Genomic DNA, 15192 nt, shown 5'->3' with positions numbered 1-15192 from the left:
CCATGGGCTCGACGCAGGACCCGACGAGCCGGACCCGCCCGGCGTCCATCCCGGAGGCCCGGACGGCGCCACCGGCACTGACCGACCCCCTGACCGACCTCGCGACCTTCCCGCTCGTCGAGGCCCTGTTCGGGCGGCGTTCCCGGCGGTTCGCCCTCGGCGACGAGATCCCCGACGGCCCCCTCGCCTACCGGTCCCGGCACGAGCCGATGCCGCTGACCGAGCTGGAGCGGATGCTGGTGCTGAGCGCCATGGGCGGGACCACCGGCTGGCACCACTCGATCACCCGCAACGCGCACTACGCGCCGCACCCGGCGAACTACGCGGGCGCCGCGGCCGGGCGGACGTTCCCGTCCGCGGCCGGCTTCCACACCGCCGAGCTGTTCTTCACCGACGACTCCGGCGTCTACTTCTTCCCCACCCGGGACGCCGGTGCGCTGGTCGACCCGGCCACCGAGGAGGTCACCGCCGAGCTGGTGGTCGAGCGGCACCGGGGCCGGGTGCGGCAGCTGTCCGACCGGCGGCTGCACCTGCCGGCGGAGGAGCCCTACCTGGAGGGGCACAACACGTGGTGCGTCAACGTGCCGGGCTCGCTGCTGGTCGTCCCGGTCGCCGACATCGCCCAGCACCTGCTGGCGATCCTCTGCTTCTTCACGCAGAACGGGTACGCGGTCTTCGACGACGTCAACGGCCGCGAGGTCCCTGGCCTGGACCGGTTCCGCCACCTGGTGGACGTCGACGCGCCGTTCCCGCTGACCTTCACCGAGCAGTACGCGCTCACCGAGGCGACCGCGGAGCTCGCCACCTGCTGCTACGCCGGGGTGCTCGTGCTCCAGGCGATGGGGCTCGGCGGGTGGATGTTCGACGGGATCGACCGGTTCGCGGTGCTCGGGGCCTCGGGGGACCCCGCCGTCCCCGGCCTGGGGTTCCGCTACGACTCCGACGAGCGCTGGGCGGTGCCGAACCCGACCGGCCTGCCGGGCGTCTTCGAGGCGTTCTGCCCGCCCCACCACGCGGACATGGCGGCGGCGGTCGAGGCCTTCGCCGAGCGCAAGTTCGGCGAGGGTGGCCCGTTCAACCCGCGCACGCCCGGCCCGTGGACCGACAGTCCCGGCTTCCGCGGCAGCGCGCAGGTCCACGACGCGGAGTTCAAGGCGTGCGTGGCGCTGCAGGCCCAGTACGTCCTGGACACCTTCGGCAAGTTCCCCGGCACCGTGCCGACCGTGTTCATCCTCAACTACGTGCAGGCCCACCACCTCGACCTTGAGTTCTACGACCGCTTCTTCCGGCCCGGCGCCTACCTGCGGACGCACGCCGAGCACCGGCAGCGGTGGCACCCCTGAGGGGACGTGGCGATGGGCGCACACGTGCGCGTCGGTGACCTCGACGTCTGGGTGGAGCAGGTCGGCCAGGGGCCGGACGTTCTGCTCATCGGCGGGCTCGGGGACACCGTCGAGTCCTGGCAGCTCCAGCTCGACGGGCTGGCCGACCGCTACCGCCTGACCGCGTTCGACAACCGGGGCGCGGGGCGGACGGCGATGCCGCCCGGCCCGGCGAGCCCCGAGGTGATCGCCGACGACGCCGCCGGCGTCCTGGACGCCCTCGGCATCGCGTCGGCCCACGTGGCGGGGTTCTCGGCCGGCAGCGTCTTCACCCAGGAGCTGGCGCTGCGGCACCCGGCACGCGTGCGCAGCCTGGTCCTGCAGAGCACCTGGGCGGTGATGGACACCTACGCCCGCAGCTGGGTGCGGTTCATCCAGTGGCTGGTGGAGGCGGCGCCGAGCGAGCGGGCGTTCCTCGAGGCCTTCTACCTCGACATCTACACGCCGCGGGCGCACGAGGACGGCACGGTCGCGGCGATCGTCGACGAGGTGCTCGCCTTCCCGTACAAGCAGTCGCCGCAGGACCTGCAGCGCTTCCTCGAACCGCTGACGACCCACGACACCCGGTCCCGCCTCCCCCGGGTCACCGCACCGACGCTCGTCCTGGCCGGGGGCATCGACCAGAACGCGCGGCCGGAGCTGGGCCGCGCGGTCGCCGGCGCGATCCCCGGCGCCCGGTTCGAGGTGTGGGAGACCGAGGCGCACCAGCCGTTCCAGGAGGTGCCGGAGCGCTGGAACGCCCGGGTGGACGCGTTCTGGCAGGAGGTGGAGGCCCGTGCCGCCCCACGCCCTCGCCGGAGCCCGGACCGCGACCGGCCGTCCCAGGAGGTCACCGGCGGTTGACCACCCCTGATCCCGGAAGGAGCGCGGCATGGGCCGACACGTGCGGGCGGGAGCCCTGGACGTCTGGGTGGAGCAGGTCGGGGAGGGCCCCGACGTCCTGCTCATCGGTGGGCTCGGGGACACCGTCGAGTCCTGGCAGTTCCAGCTCGACGGGCTGGCCGACCGCTACCGCCTGACCGCGTTCGACAACCGGGGCGCGGGGCGGACGGCGATGCCGGACGGGCCCGTGACGGTGGAGGCGATGGCCGACGACGCCGCCGCGGTGCTGGACGCGGTCGGCATCGCCTCGGCGCACGTGGCCGGCTTCTCCGGCGGCAGCATCATCGGCCAGGAACTGGCGGCGCGGCACCCGGCGAGGGTGCGCAGTCTCGTCCTGCAGAGCACGTGGGTGGCGCCCGACCCCTACCTGCGCGCGTGGGGCCGGTACGTCGAGTGGCTCATCGACGCCGCCCCCGACGAGCGGACCTTCCTGGAGTGCTTCTTCCTCGGCATCTACACGCCGCGGGCGCACAACGACGGGACCGTCGCCGCGTTCATCGACGAGCTGCTCGCCTTCCCGCACAAGCAGTCGCCGGACGACCTGCACCGCTTCCTGAGCGCGTTCTGGGCGCACGACGGCACCGACTCCTTGCCGAGGATCGAGGCGCCGACCCTGGTGCTGGCCGGCGGACTCGACCTGGGAGCACGGCCCGAGCTGGGCCAGGCGGTCGCCGACGTCATCCGCGGCGCGGAGTTCGAGGTCTGGGCGACCGAGTCGCACCAGCCGTTCCAGGAGGTGCCGGAGCGCTGGAACGCCCGCGTCGACGCGTTCTGGCGGGAGGTGGCGGCCGCCGAGGCGCCGCCACCCCGCACGGCCGCGGACGACGACCGGTTCTCCCCCGACCGTCCGCCGGAGGTCGTCGGCCCGCCCGGGTGAGGTCAGCCGCCGATCCGGTCGTCCAGCCAGGCCAGCAGGTCCCCGGTCACCTCGTCCCGGTTGGTCTCGTTGAAGACCTCGTGCCGCGCGTCCGGGTACACGTGCAGCTCGACCGGGAGGCCGCGGGCGCGCAGCAGGTCGGCGAGGGCGGTCACCTGGGCGGCGTCCACCCCGCCGACCGGGTCCCGCTCCCCGGCCAGCAACAGCACGGGCAGGCCCTCGGCCAGCCGGGCGACGGCCTCCGCGGTGGCCGAGCGGACGGCGAGGCCGAAGACGCCGGCGGCGTAACCGGTGGTCAGCGGCATCCGGTCGCCGCAGAGCGGGTCGGCGAGGTAGGCGTCGACCTCGGCGGGGTCCCGCGAGAGCCAGTCGAACGGGGTGCGCGCCGGCTCGAAGGGCTGGTTGAACGCGCCCAGGGCGTCCAGCGGCACGTCGCCGGCACCGGCGGCCGTCGAGGCCTCCAGCGCGGTGACCGCCTCGGCGAGGTGCGGCGCGACACCGACCGGACCGGAGAGCACCAGGCCGGCGAGGTCCCCGCGCTCCTCCTCCGCGGCGGCCAGCGCGACGATCGAGCCCATCGAGTGGCCGAGCAGCACGGTCGGGAGGCCGGGGTGCTCGCCGGCGGCGACCGCGGCCAGCGCCCGCACGTCGGCGAGCAGCGCGTCCGGGCCGCCGGCACCGAACCGGCCGGGTCCGGTCGACTCCGCCGTGCGGCCGTGGCCGCGCAGGTCCACGGCGTACACGGCCAGGCCGCGCGCGGTGAGGGCGCGGGCCAGCCGGCCGTACCGCCCGGAGTGCTCGGAGGCGCCGTGCACCACCAGGACGGTGCCGCGGACGGCGCCCTCCGGCAGCCACCTCCGGTACACCAGCCGGACTCCGTCGGGGACCTCCAGCAGCCGCAGGTCCTCGTCCGTCTCCGTCATCGCGTCGCCTCCGCGGGTGGGCCCTTCACCGCCAGGATCGGGCAGTCGACGTCCAGCAGGATCCGCTGGGCGGCGCTGCCCATGAGCAGCTTGCCCACCGCGGACCGCCGGCGCAGCCCGATGACCAGCAGCTCGGCGGCGGTCTCGGTGACCACCGCGGACAGCTCCTCGGTGACGTCCCGGCCGATCGGCTGGCGCACCTCGAACGGCACCCCCGACACCGTCAGGTCGGCGTGCAGCTGCCGCAGCCGGTCGCCGAACAGGAACTCCTCGTCGACCAGCGCGTCCCCCCGCGAGCTGTTGACGACGACCAGCCGGGCCTCCCGCCGCTGGGCCTCCAGCACGGCGTGCTCGAGCGCCGCCGTCCCCCGCGGGTTGGGGACGACCCCCACCACCACGACCCCGCCCACTAGCCCTCCCGTCCCTCCCGGCTCAGCGCCGCGTCGTCCCGGTGCCGGAGCCCCTCGCCGTGCTGGAGCTCCTCCGGCGTGGACCGCCGGCCGCGGACGACACGCAGCACGATCGGCACCACCAGCGCCAGCAGCGCGAGGAACAGCACGACCCGGCTGAACCACGACTCGACCAGGACGCTCAGGTCGCCACCGCTGATGGCCAGCGCACGGCGCAGGTTGGTCTCCGCGACCGGGCCGAGGATCAGCCCGATGACCGCGGGCGCCACCGGCCAGCCGTAGCGGCGCATGAAGAAGCCGAGGAAGCCGAGCACCAGGAGCAGCACGAGGTCGAGCGGGTCGGCGTTGACCGCGTAGGAGCCGAGCGAGGCGAACAGCAGGATGCCCGCGTACAGGTAGGGCCGCGGGATGCGCAGCAGCTTCACCCACACCCCTGCCAGCGGCAGGTTGAGCACCAGCAGCATCGTGTTGCCGATGAACAGCGCCGCGATCAGCGTCCACACCAGGGTGGACTCCGTGGTCAGCAGCGTCGGGCCGGGCTGGATGCCGTACCCCTGGAAGGCGGCCAGCAGGATCGCGGCCGTCGCCGAGGTGGGCAGGCCGAGGGTCAGCAACGGGACGAGGACGCCGGCGGCCGCGGCGTTGTTGGCCGCCTCCGGCCCGGCCACGCCCTCGATCGCGCCGCGCCCGAACTCGTCGGGGTGCTTGGTCAGCTTCCGCTCGGCGGCGTAGGAGAGGAACGTCGGGATCTCCGCCCCGCCCGCCGGCATCGCCCCCAGCGGGAAGCCCAGGGCCGTCCCGCGCAGCCACGGCTTCCACGACCGGCGCAGGTCCTCGCCGGTCATGTACCGGCCGGTCGCCGCCATGACCTCCACCGGCCCGCGGCGCAGCCGGGAGGCGACGTACAGCGCCTCCCCCACGGCGAACAGCGCCACCGCGACCACGACGACGTCGATCCCGTCGGACAGCTGCGGGATGCCCAGGGTGAACCGCTCCTGCCCGGTGAGGACGTCGGTGCCGACCAGCCCGAGGTAGAGCCCGACCCCGAGGGACGCCAGCCCGCGCAGCGGCGAGGAGCCGAGCACCGTGGACACCGCGACGAACGCCAGGACGGCGAGGGCGAAGTAGTCGGCCGCGGTGATCCCGATGGCCAGGTCGACGATCGTGGGTGCGAGCAGCGCGAGCAGCAGGGTGGCGATCGTGCCGGCGACGAAGGAGCCGATCGCCGCGGTCGCCAGCGCCGCCGCGCCCCGGCCGGCCTTCGCCATCCGGTTGCCCTCGAGCGCGGTCATGATCGAGCTCGCCTCGCCCGGGGTGTTGAGCAGGATCGACGTCGTCGACCCGCCGTACATGCCGCCGTAGTAGATGCCGGCGAACATGATGAACGCGCTGGTCGGCTCCAGGACGTAGGTGATCGGCAGCAGCAGGGCCACGGTCATCGCGGGCCCGATGCCGGGCAGGACGCCGACCGCCGTCCCCAGGAGGACGCCGATGAAGGCGAACAGCAGGTTGACCGGCGTGAGGGCGTCGGCGAAGCCGGCGGCGAGGTCGCTGAGCGCGTCCATCAGAACCAGCTCGTCGCCAGCTCGAGCAGCGTCCCGCCGGGCAGCGCCACGTTCAGCGCCTTGACGAAGACGATCCAGACCACCACCGAGGTGACGCCGCCGGCGATCAGGGGCCGGACGATCCCCTGGGCGCCCAGGGCCCAGGCGACCGTGCCGAACATGAGGGTCACCGCCAGCGGCCAGCCGATGACGTTGATCAGCAGGGCCTGGGCGAGGAAGGCGACCGCGATGATGCCGACCGCCCGCCAGGAGGTGCCGGCGGTCGGGTCGACGTCCTCGCTCTCGTCGGCCGGGCCGCGGTCGCCGCGCCAGACCCGGTAGCCGAGCGCCAGCGCCGTCGCGATGACCAGGCCGCCGACCAGGTAGGGGAAGAACCGCGGCCCGACGGTGTTCGTCGAGCCGGGGACGGCGATGTTCCCGGCGTCCACGACGAGGTAGACCCCGAGCACGCCCAGCAGGACGGTCATGGCCAGCTCGCCGTTGCTGCGCCCGCGCGGCTGCTCGGCGAGTGCCGTCGCCTGCGGACGGTCGGCGGCCGCTGTCACTGGACGAGGCCGATCTGCACCAGGATCTCGCGCACCCGCGCCTCCTCCTCGGTGAGGAACTCGCCGTAGTCGTCGCCGGTCAGCAGCAGGTCGTCCCAGCCGTTGTTCGCCAGGGCCTCGGCCCACTCGTCGCTGTCGTGCATGTCGACGACCAGGGCGGTAAGGTCCTCGCGGGCGGTGTCGGTCATGCCGGGGCGGGCCATCACGCCGCGCCAGTTGGACAGCTCGACGTCGAACCCCGACTCGACCAGCGTCGGGACGTCGGGCACCTGGTCGCTGCGCTCGGCGGTGGAGACGGCGAGCCCCTTGAGGTCCCCGGAGGCGACCTGCGGGCCGTAGTCCGCGGTGCCCGAGATCCCGGCCGTGACCTGGCCGCCGAGCAGCGCCGAGAGCGACTCGCCGCCGCCCGAGTAGGCGATGTAGTTGATCTGCCCCGGGTCGACGCCGGCGGCCTGGGCCAGCAGCCCGGCGAGGATCTGGTCGGTCCCGCCGGCCGACCCGCCGGCGATCGGCGTGTTCGCGGGGTCGGCCTTCCAGACCTCGACGAAGCCGGCGATGTCGTCGAAGGGGGCGTCGGGCGGGGCGACGATGAGCTCGGTCTCGCCGATGAGCCGGGCGATCGGCGTGACGTCGGTGAGCCGGGTCGTGGAGTCGTTGGTGTCGACGGCGCCGACCATGACCAGCCCCATCATCATCAGCAGCGCGTCGTCGTCCTCCCTGGCGAGCTGACCGAGCCCGATGACCCCGCCGGCCCCCTCGACGTTGAAGACCTGCACGTTGCGGGCCAGTCCGCTGCTCTGGATGGTCCGCTGCATGACGCGGGCGGTGGTGTCCCAGCCGCCGCCGGGGCTGGCCGGGGCCATGATCCGCAACCGGGAGAGGTCGCCGGGCTGGACGACGGTGCCCGCGCACCCGGCGAGCGAACCGAGCGCGCCGAGCGCCGGCGCAGCCACCAGACCGGCGAGGAAGGACCTACGAGTGAGCACGGTGACCCACCTCCGCGACCGCGTGATGACGGTCACCTGCACGATAGGCCACGCGCCGCTGAGCAGCAGGTGCGCGCCCGCACGGCTCCGGGGAGGACCGTCCGTCAGAGCCGCCGTCCGACGAGGGGCGGCGGGACGGTCAGGGCGGTGGCCCGGTCACCCCGCCGGACGCGAGCGCCAGCCCGCCGCGACCCCGTGCGCCGAGGCGGCGACGGCGAGCGCGGCCCGGCGGGCGAGCCGGCCGGCCCGGCGACCCAGCACCAGGGCGGAGAGCAGGGCGACGCCGACGGCGAGGAGGCTCAGGACGCCCGGCACCGCCTCGCCGGTGGCGACGAGCACGGAGGCGACCAGGAGCGCGAGCAGGACCGCGGTCGACCGGCCGCCCCCGCCGCCGCGGTCACCCGGGAGCGGGCCGACGCGCACCGGCGACCCGCAGGTGGACAGGTCCGGGTCGCAGTCGGGCGTGAGCGCGCTCATCGCACGGTGCCGGTCTGGTGCAGGACTGCGCCCATGCGTGTCAACTCCTCCGAAGCCCCACCGGGACGACGTGATCTCCGTCACACCGACAGTACGGTGACGGCCACTCCCTGCTCAAGGGGCCGCTCGTGGATGCCCGGGTCCACGGTGGCGGCGAGGTGGTCGCTTCACCCGGGAACCTGGATCAGGGTGCCGGCGCCCTGCTCCGTGTCCACGACGCGCCAGCCGAACAGCGGCGCGTAGAAGGCCACCGCGGTGTCGCGGTCGGGCGTGTGGAGGTCGCTGGAGTTCCAGGCCCCCGGGGCGTTGGCCAGCTGCGCCCCGAGCCGGCGGCGGGCCTGCCACAGCCGGAAGCCGGCCCCGGCGGCGTCGGTGCAGGTGGCGGTGCGACCGCCGGGGCCGGCGTCCTCGGGGCCCGCGGTCACCGTTCCGCCGAGCCGGGGCACGACGGCGGCCGTGGCGTCGGCCTCGTCCACGGCGACGTAGGTGTTCCAGGCGGCGGCCCGGCCGGTCGCGACGGGATCGGGCTGGTCGGTGTCGATCCAGCACGTCACGCCGTGCGGATGGGTCCGTTGCTCGGTCACGCCGCCACCTCCGGCATCGTCGTCGTTCCGGCGACGCCAGAGCCGGGAGGACGGTTCCGGTCGAGGCGACGGGCCGGCCGGGCTCCTCGGGCGGGGGCCCGGCCGGCTGGGCTCAGCTGGCCTTCTTGCGGGCCCGCTTCTTAGGGCCCGCCGCGGCCGCGATCGCGTCGGCGTCGAGCATCGGCACCAGGTACCGGCCGGTGTGGCTCTCGGGGACCGTGGCGACGAACTCCGGCGGCCCCTCCGCGACCACCGTGCCACCGCGGAACCCGCCCTCCGGCCCCATGTCGATCAGCCAGTCGGCGCTCTTGATGACGTCGAGGTTGTGCTCGATGACGATCACCGAGTTGCCCTTGTCGACCAGCCCCTGCAGGACCAGCAGCAGCTTGCGGATGTCCTCGAAGTGCAGCCCCGTGGTGGGCTCGTCGAGCACGTAGATGCTGCGGCCGTTGCTGCGCTTCTGCAGCTCGCTGGCCAGCTTCACCCGCTGCGCCTCACCGCCGGACAGCGTGGTGGCCGGCTGCCCGAGCCGCACGTACCCCAGGCCGACGTCGGTCAGGGTGCGCAGGTAGCGGGCGATCGCCGGGATGGCGGCGAAGAAGTCCGCGGCCTCCTCGATCGGCATGTCGAGGACCTCGGCGACCGTCTTGCCCTTGTAGTGCACCTCGAGGGTCTCCCGGTTGAACCGGGCGCCCTTGCACACCTCGCAGGGGACGTACACGTCCGGCAGGAAGTTCATCTCGATCTTCAGCGTGCCGTCGCCGGAGCACGCCTCGCAGCGGCCGCCCTTGACGTTGAACGAGAACCGGCCGGGCTGGTAGCCGCGGACCTTGGCCTCGGAGGTCTGGGCGAACAGCTTGCGGACGTGGTCCCAGACCCCGGTGTAGGTCGCCGGGTTCGACCGGGGCGTGCGGCCGATCGGCGACTGGTCGACGTGCACGACCTTGTCCAGCTGCTCGATGCCGGTGATGGTGCGGTGCCGGCCGGCCACCTGGCGCGCACGGTTCAGCTGGTTGGCCAGAGTCGTGTAGAGGATGTCGTTGACCAGCGTGGACTTGCCGGACCCGGACACCCCGGTGACCGCCACCAGGCAACCCAGCGGGAAGCTCACGTCGATCCCGCGCAGGTTGTTCTCGCGGGCGCCCTTGACCACCAGCTCGCGGCCGGCGGTGGGCTGCCGGCGCACCTGCGGCACCGCGATCTCCTTGCGGCCGGACAGGTACTGCCCCGTGAGGGACCGCTCGCTGGCCAGCAGGTCGGCGACGGTGCCGCTCACGACGACCTCGCCGCCGTGCTCGCCCGCACCGGGCCCGATGTCGACCACCCAGTCGGCGGTCTTGATCGTGTCCTCGTCGTGCTCGACGACGATCAGCGTGTTGCCCATGTCGCGCAGCCGCACCAGGGTGTCGATCAGCCGGGTGTTGTCCCGCTGGTGCAGCCCGATCGACGGCTCGTCGAGGACGTAGAGGACGCCGACCAGCCCCGAGCCGATCTGGGTGGCCAGCCGGATCCGCTGCGCCTCGCCGCCGGCGAGGGTGGCCGCCGGCCGGTCCAGGGAGAGGTAGTCCAGGCCGACGTCGACGAGGAAGGACAGCCGCGCCTGGATCTCGCGGAGCACGCGGTCGGCGATCGCCTTCTCCCGCTCCCCCAGCTCGAGCGCGCCCAGCCAGTGCGCGGCCTCGCCGATGGAGAGGCCGGTGACGTCGGCGATCGAGCGGCCGCCCAGCTTGACCGCGAGGATCTCCGGCTTGAGCCGGGTGCCGTGGCAGACGGGACAGGGCACGTCGCGCATGTAGCCCTCGTACTTGTCCCGCATGTAGTCGCTGTCGGTGTCCTCGTGCCGCCGCTCGAGGAACGGGAGCACGCCCTCGAACGCGGCGTAGTAGCTGCGCTCGCGGCCGTAGCGGTTCTTGTAGCGGACGTGCACCTGGTCCGGCGAGCCGTGCAGCACGGCCTTCTGCACCTTGGCGGGCAGCCGCTCCCACGGGTCGTCCATGGAGAAGCCCAGCTGCTGGGACAGGCCGGTGAGCAGCCGGGTGAAGTACTCGTTGCTCATCGACGTCGACCACGGGGCGATCGCGCCCTGGGCCAGGCTCTTCCCGGGGTCGGGGACGACGAGCTCGGGGTCGACCTCCTTGCGGGTGCCGATGCCGGTGCACTCGGGGCAGGCGCCGAACGGCGAGTTGAAGGAGAACGACCGGGGCTCGAGGGCCTCGAACGACAGGCCGTCGTCGACGCAGGCCAGGTGCTCGGAGAAGGTGCGCTCCCGGTGCGGGTCGTCCTCGGCGAGGTCGACGAAGTCGAGGACGACGAGGCCACCGGCCAGGCCGAGCGCGGTCTCGACCGAGTCGGTGAGCCGCCGCTTGGCGCTCTCCTTGACGGTGAGGCGATCGACGATCACCTCGATCGAGTGCTTCTCCTGCTTCTTCAGCTTCGGCGGCTCGGTGAGCTGGTGGACGGTGCCGTCGACGCGCACGCGGGAGAAGCCCTGGGTCTGCAGCGAGCTGAACAGGTCGACGTACTCGCCCTTGCGCGCCCGGACGACCGGCGCGAGCACCTGGAACCGGGTGCCCTCCGGCATGGCGAGCACCTGGTCGACGATCTGCTGGGGCGTCTGCCGGGAGATCGGCTTGCCGCAGTTCGGGCAGTGCGGCTGCCCGGCGCGCGCGTAGAGCAGCCGCAGGTAGTCGTAGACCTCGGTGATCGTGCCGACGGTCGACCGCGGGTTGCGGTTGGTCGACTTCTGGTCGATCGACACGGCGGGCGAGAGGCCCTCGATGAAGTCGACGTCCGGCTTGTCCATCTGGCCGAGGAACTGCCGGGCGTAGGCCGACAGCGACTCGACGTACCGGCGCTGGCCCTCGGCGAAGATCGTGTCGAAGGCGAGGCTGGACTTCCCGGAGCCGGACAGCCCCGTGAAGACGATCAGCGCGTCGCGGGGCAGGTCGAGGTGGACGTCCTTGAGGTTGTGCTCGCGGGCGCCGCGGACGACGAGACGGTCCAATGTGATCCCTGTCGGTCAGCCGGGCCGGCCGGTCGCGCCGGGCCTGCGGTGGAGATGTGGTGATGTCGATACGGGCAACGCGTCACCGCACCGGCGCAATCCGTGACGACGGCGACGTTGCCGTGAGGCGGACGTGCTCAGACGGGAGCCGGGGAAGGGGCTCCGGCGGGGTCGAAGACCGGCGCGTGCCGGCGCCACGGCTGCCGACGCTCCAGCTCTCCGGCCAGCCAGAGTAGTCGCCTCTCGGCGCCCGGGGGGCCGGCGAACTGGACTGCCAGCGGGAGCCCGCCGGGGCGCGTCCCGGCGGGCAGCACCAGCGCGGGCAGGCCGGCCAGGTTCCAGGCCGCCGTCCACGGGGCCCAGCGGGCGTTGGCTGTGACGTTGGCCAGGAACGACCGCTCGTGCCAGGGCCGGGCGGGCAGCGGCGGGCCGGTGGTCACCGGGGTGAGCAGCACGTCGAGGACCTCCCCGCCCCCCACTCCTGACAGGCTCGGGGCGGGCTCCTGCGGCGAGGCCGAGGGGCCCGCTCCACCGAAGAAGGCGACCATCCGCTCCCGGAACCGCTCGGCCGTCCCCGGCCGGACGAGGCCGGCGGCACGGACGAACCGGCCGATGCGGGCGTGCGTGCGGCTGCGGGGCTGCAGGTCGGCCGGCGCGATGCCGAGGTGGGCGGCGTCGTCCGCGGCACCGGCCATCCAGCGGGCGATCGCCCCCGCGGCCGCGGAGGGCGGGACCGGGGGGTCGCGGCGGACGACCTCGTGCCCGGCCGCGCCGAGCGCGGCGGCGACCCGTTCCACCGCGTCGAGGGCCGGGGCGTCGGCCCGGACGCCGGGCACCGGCGACCGGGTGGAGACGGCGATCCGCAGCGGCCGGCCGGGCGGCTCCAGGGGCGCCGGCTCCTCCCCCGCCATCACCGCGTGCGCGAGGGCGAGGTCGGCCACCGTGGTCGCCAGCGCGCCGTTCTCGGTCATGCCCGACCAGTCGTCGGCGCCGACCCCGGCCGGCACGACGCCGCGGCCGGGCTTGAGGGTGACCAGCCCGCACGCGGCGGCGGGCAGCCGCATCGAGCCCATCCCGTCGTTGCCGTGGGCGAGCGGCACCACGCCCGAGGCGACGGCCGCCGCGCTGCCCCCGGAGCTGCCGGCCGGGGAGCGGGCGGTGTCCCAGGGGTTGCGGGTCACCGTGCCGGGGCCGTCGGTCGAGGCGTAGAGGCACAGCTCGGGGGCGCGGGTGATGCCGACGACGACCGCGCCGGCGGCCCGGAGGCGGGCGACGACCGGGTGGTCCTCGGCCGCCGTGCGCTGCGGACAGGCCGGCGACCCGTCCGTGCAGGCCTCCCCCGCCACCGCGACGTTGTCCTTGACCGCGATCGGCACCCCCGCCAGGGGCAGCGCGGCCCGGTCGGGTGCGGCGTCGACGGCGGCGGCCTCGGCCAGCGCCGCCTCGCGGCGGACCACGCGGAAGGCGGCCACCCGGGGCTCGACCTCGTCGAGGTGGGCGAGGTGGGCCCGGACGACGTCGACCGCCGTCAGGTCCCCCGCCCGGACGCGCGCGGCCAGGTCGGTGGCGGGCAGGCCGACGACGCCCCCCGGACCAGCGACGCGGTGCCGGGCACCGACCTCGAGACCTCCGCTAGCGTCCATGCCAGGACCGTAGCCACGGTCGCCGACACTTCTCGAACGGAGTCTGGGATGAGCTCGGGGACCTACACCGGGGACGTCGAGGTCGGCGGGCCCGCCGACGTCCGGGAGCTGCCGGGGCTGACCATCAGCAAGGTCGCCGTCAGCGAGATGGCCAACAACGCCTACCTGCTGCGCGACCCGGAGACCGGCGAGGCCCTGCTGGTCGATGCCGCCGCCGAGCCCGAGACGCTGCGCGCGTTCATCGGCGACGCCGACGTCCGCACCGTCGTCACCACCCACGGGCACTGGGACCACCACCGCGCCCTCCCGCAGGTCGTCGCGGCGACCGGCGCGACGACCGTCGCCCACCCCGCGGACGCCGCCGACCTGCCGGTCCCCGTCGACCGCCCGGTCGAGCACGGCGACACGGTGACCGTGGGCGGCCAGACGCTGGAGGTCGTCCACCTGCGCGGGCACACGCCGGGCAGCATCGCGCTGGTCTGGCGCGGCCCGGGGGACGCCGGCACGCACGTCTTCACCGGCGACAGCCTCTTCCCCGGCGGTCCTGGGAGGACAACAAACCCGAGGGACTTCACCTCCCTGATGGACGACCTGGAGGCGCGGATCTTCCCGCTGCCGGACGACGCCTGGGTCTACCCCGGCCACGGCAAGGACACCACCATCGGCGCCGAGCGCCCGCACCTGGGCGAATGGCGGGCGCGCGGTTGGTAGGCGGGAGCCGCTCCCCCCGGCCGAGGGCTCGACGGTCCGAAGCTTCACACGAGGAAGTCCCGCAACAGGCATCCCAGACCTCGTACGGGCCTGTCATCACGTGCCGGCGGGAGGTGGACAGGGACTGTCCGGCCGGATCCGCCCGTTCGGTGACCGGCTAGAAGTCGACAGCGGAGGACATCTGCTCGGCGGCATCGGCGTCCGCGACCAAGACCGTGACGCCCTTGTCGCGCAGCCGTGAGACATCGTCTGGGGACGTGGCGGCATCGACGACCACCACGTCGAAGTCGGGGACGGCGATGTGGGCATGCAGCGCCCGCTTGGTGAACTTCGAGTGGTCCACCATGAGGACGCGCGTTGCGGCGGACTCGAACATCGCCCGCTTGACCAGCGCCGCGTCGTGGTGCTGATGGAAGCAGATGTCGTCGGTGATCGCCGGCGTGGACATGAAGAGGATGTCGGCGCGCAACGAGCGCAGTGCGTCGAGCGTGACGCTGCCCATGTATGCGTCGCACCACTGGTAGTGCTGACCCCCCAGTGCGATCAGGGCGATACCCGGGTGCCCGACCAGTTCGGTGATGGCGCGCTGGAAGTTCGTGATGACCGTCAGGGGCTGGCGCTGGGGCAGCATGTGGGCCAGGTGCAACCCGGTCGTCGAGTCGTCCAGGATGACCGCTTGACCGGGCTCCACGAGGGTGAAGGCCGCCCGCGCCAGCGCCTGCTTCTCCTGCCGGTTCTCCCGGTCCCTGTACTCCGGGCTCGACTCGAACAGGCTGGTGGCCACCGCGGTGACCACACCGCGCGACTTGCGCAGGATGCCGCGGGCTTCGAGGGTGTCCAGGTCCCGGTGAACCGTCATGGTGCTCACGCCGAAGCGCTCGGCGAGTTCCTCGATACGCATCGATCCCGCGCTGAGCACGAGCTCGGTGATCGCGTCGTGCCGTTCGCTGGGGCGCAGGTGATGCGCGGTACGGGTCTGAGCGGCGCCCCCCGAGCCTGCGGACACCGGCTTCCTCTGGACGGGGTTGGACATGCGGCTTGCACTCCCTACCACGCGATGGATGTCGGCACGAGCGACCGTGCTGCGCCGGAAACGACAGTGGTGGGGGGGGGGGGGGGGGGGGCCCCCCCCCCCCCCGCCCCCGCCCCCGCGCCCCGCGCCCCCCCCTCCCCAGCCCCCGCACCACGCTGCCCGGCCCGCCC

General features: G+C 73.9%; 14 protein-coding genes. 4 read left to right on the top strand and 10 right to left on the bottom strand.

Annotated elements, in window-relative coordinates:
• Nucleotides 1-2 precede the first annotated feature (2 nt).
• The 3 genes from ACI782_RS21700 to ACI782_RS21690 are packed head-to-tail and all read left to right on the top strand — an operon-like array spanning nt 3 to nt 3141.
• Nucleotides 3-1343: a hypothetical protein gene (locus ACI782_RS21700; RefSeq protein ID WP_456912172.1), complete on the top strand. Its 1341-nt coding sequence runs from the start codon at nt 3-5 to the stop codon at nt 1341-1343.
• Between the two features lie 12 nt (nt 1344-1355).
• Nucleotides 1356-2225, top strand: coding sequence for an alpha/beta fold hydrolase (locus tag ACI782_RS21695; RefSeq protein WP_456912171.1), 870 nt, complete (start codon nt 1356-1358; stop codon nt 2223-2225).
• 28 nt (nt 2226-2253) lie between these two features.
• A complete protein-coding gene (locus ACI782_RS21690; RefSeq protein ID WP_456912170.1) occupies nt 2254-3141 on the top strand; it encodes an alpha/beta fold hydrolase in 888 nt (295 codons plus the stop codon).
• Nucleotides 3142-3143: 2 nt separating this feature from the next.
• On the opposite strand, the gene ACI782_RS21685 is transcribed toward ACI782_RS21690, so the two are convergent.
• The 9 genes from ACI782_RS21685 to ACI782_RS21645 form a co-directional block, all read right to left on the bottom strand.
• Nucleotides 3144-4064, bottom strand: coding sequence for an alpha/beta hydrolase (locus ACI782_RS21685; protein ID WP_456912169.1), 921 nt, complete (start codon nt 4062-4064; stop codon nt 3144-3146).
• Nucleotides 4061-4474, bottom strand: a complete 414-nt coding sequence (locus ACI782_RS21680; protein ID WP_456912168.1) for a universal stress protein — start codon at nt 4472-4474, stop codon at nt 4061-4063. The genes ACI782_RS21685 and ACI782_RS21680 overlap by 4 nt, the downstream gene beginning before the upstream one ends.
• On the bottom strand, nt 4474-6039 hold the full coding sequence (locus tag ACI782_RS21675) for a tripartite tricarboxylate transporter permease (RefSeq protein WP_456912167.1): 1566 nt from the start codon (nt 6037-6039) through the stop codon (nt 4474-4476). The genes ACI782_RS21680 and ACI782_RS21675 overlap by 1 nt, the downstream gene beginning before the upstream one ends.
• Nucleotides 6039-6584, bottom strand: a complete 546-nt coding sequence (locus tag ACI782_RS21670; protein WP_456912166.1) for a tripartite tricarboxylate transporter TctB family protein — start codon at nt 6582-6584, stop codon at nt 6039-6041. Before ACI782_RS21670 ends, ACI782_RS21675 begins: the two co-directional genes overlap by 1 nt.
• Nucleotides 6581-7570 (bottom strand): Bug family tripartite tricarboxylate transporter substrate binding protein, encoded by a 990-nt coding sequence (locus tag ACI782_RS21665; protein WP_456912165.1) that lies wholly within the window; start codon nt 7568-7570, stop codon nt 6581-6583. The genes ACI782_RS21670 and ACI782_RS21665 overlap by 4 nt, the downstream gene beginning before the upstream one ends.
• A gap of 156 nt (nt 7571-7726) precedes the next feature.
• Complete coding sequence (locus ACI782_RS21660; RefSeq protein WP_456912164.1) at nt 7727-8047, bottom strand: hypothetical protein; 321 nt, start codon at nt 8045-8047, stop codon at nt 7727-7729.
• A 167-nt stretch (nt 8048-8214) separates the two neighbouring features.
• Nucleotides 8215-8631, bottom strand: coding sequence for a hypothetical protein (locus tag ACI782_RS21655; protein WP_456912163.1), 417 nt, complete (start codon nt 8629-8631; stop codon nt 8215-8217).
• 112 nt (nt 8632-8743) lie between these two features.
• Nucleotides 8744-11635, bottom strand: coding sequence for an excinuclease ABC subunit UvrA (gene uvrA / locus ACI782_RS21650; RefSeq protein ID WP_456912162.1), 2892 nt, complete (start codon nt 11633-11635; stop codon nt 8744-8746).
• Between the two features lie 137 nt (nt 11636-11772).
• Nucleotides 11773-13278, bottom strand: a complete 1506-nt coding sequence (locus ACI782_RS21645; protein ID WP_456912161.1) for an amidase — start codon at nt 13276-13278, stop codon at nt 11773-11775.
• Between the two features lie 48 nt (nt 13279-13326).
• Between ACI782_RS21645 and ACI782_RS21640 the strand changes: the two genes are divergently transcribed.
• On the top strand, nt 13327-13989 hold the full coding sequence (locus ACI782_RS21640; protein ID WP_456912160.1) for an MBL fold metallo-hydrolase: 663 nt from the start codon (nt 13327-13329) through the stop codon (nt 13987-13989).
• A gap of 157 nt (nt 13990-14146) precedes the next feature.
• Here ACI782_RS21640 and ACI782_RS21635 read toward each other — a convergent pair whose 3' ends face one another.
• Entirely contained in the window at nt 14147-15022 is an 876-nt protein-coding gene (locus ACI782_RS21635) for a DeoR/GlpR family DNA-binding transcription regulator (protein WP_456912159.1), read from the bottom strand.
• Nucleotides 15023-15192 lie beyond the last annotated feature (170 nt).

The sequence above is a fragment of the Geodermatophilus sp. SYSU D00703 genome (genome assembly GCF_054050155.1).
Note: the sequence above shows the minus strand (reverse complement) of the source record. Positions and strands in the feature narration are given on the sequence as shown.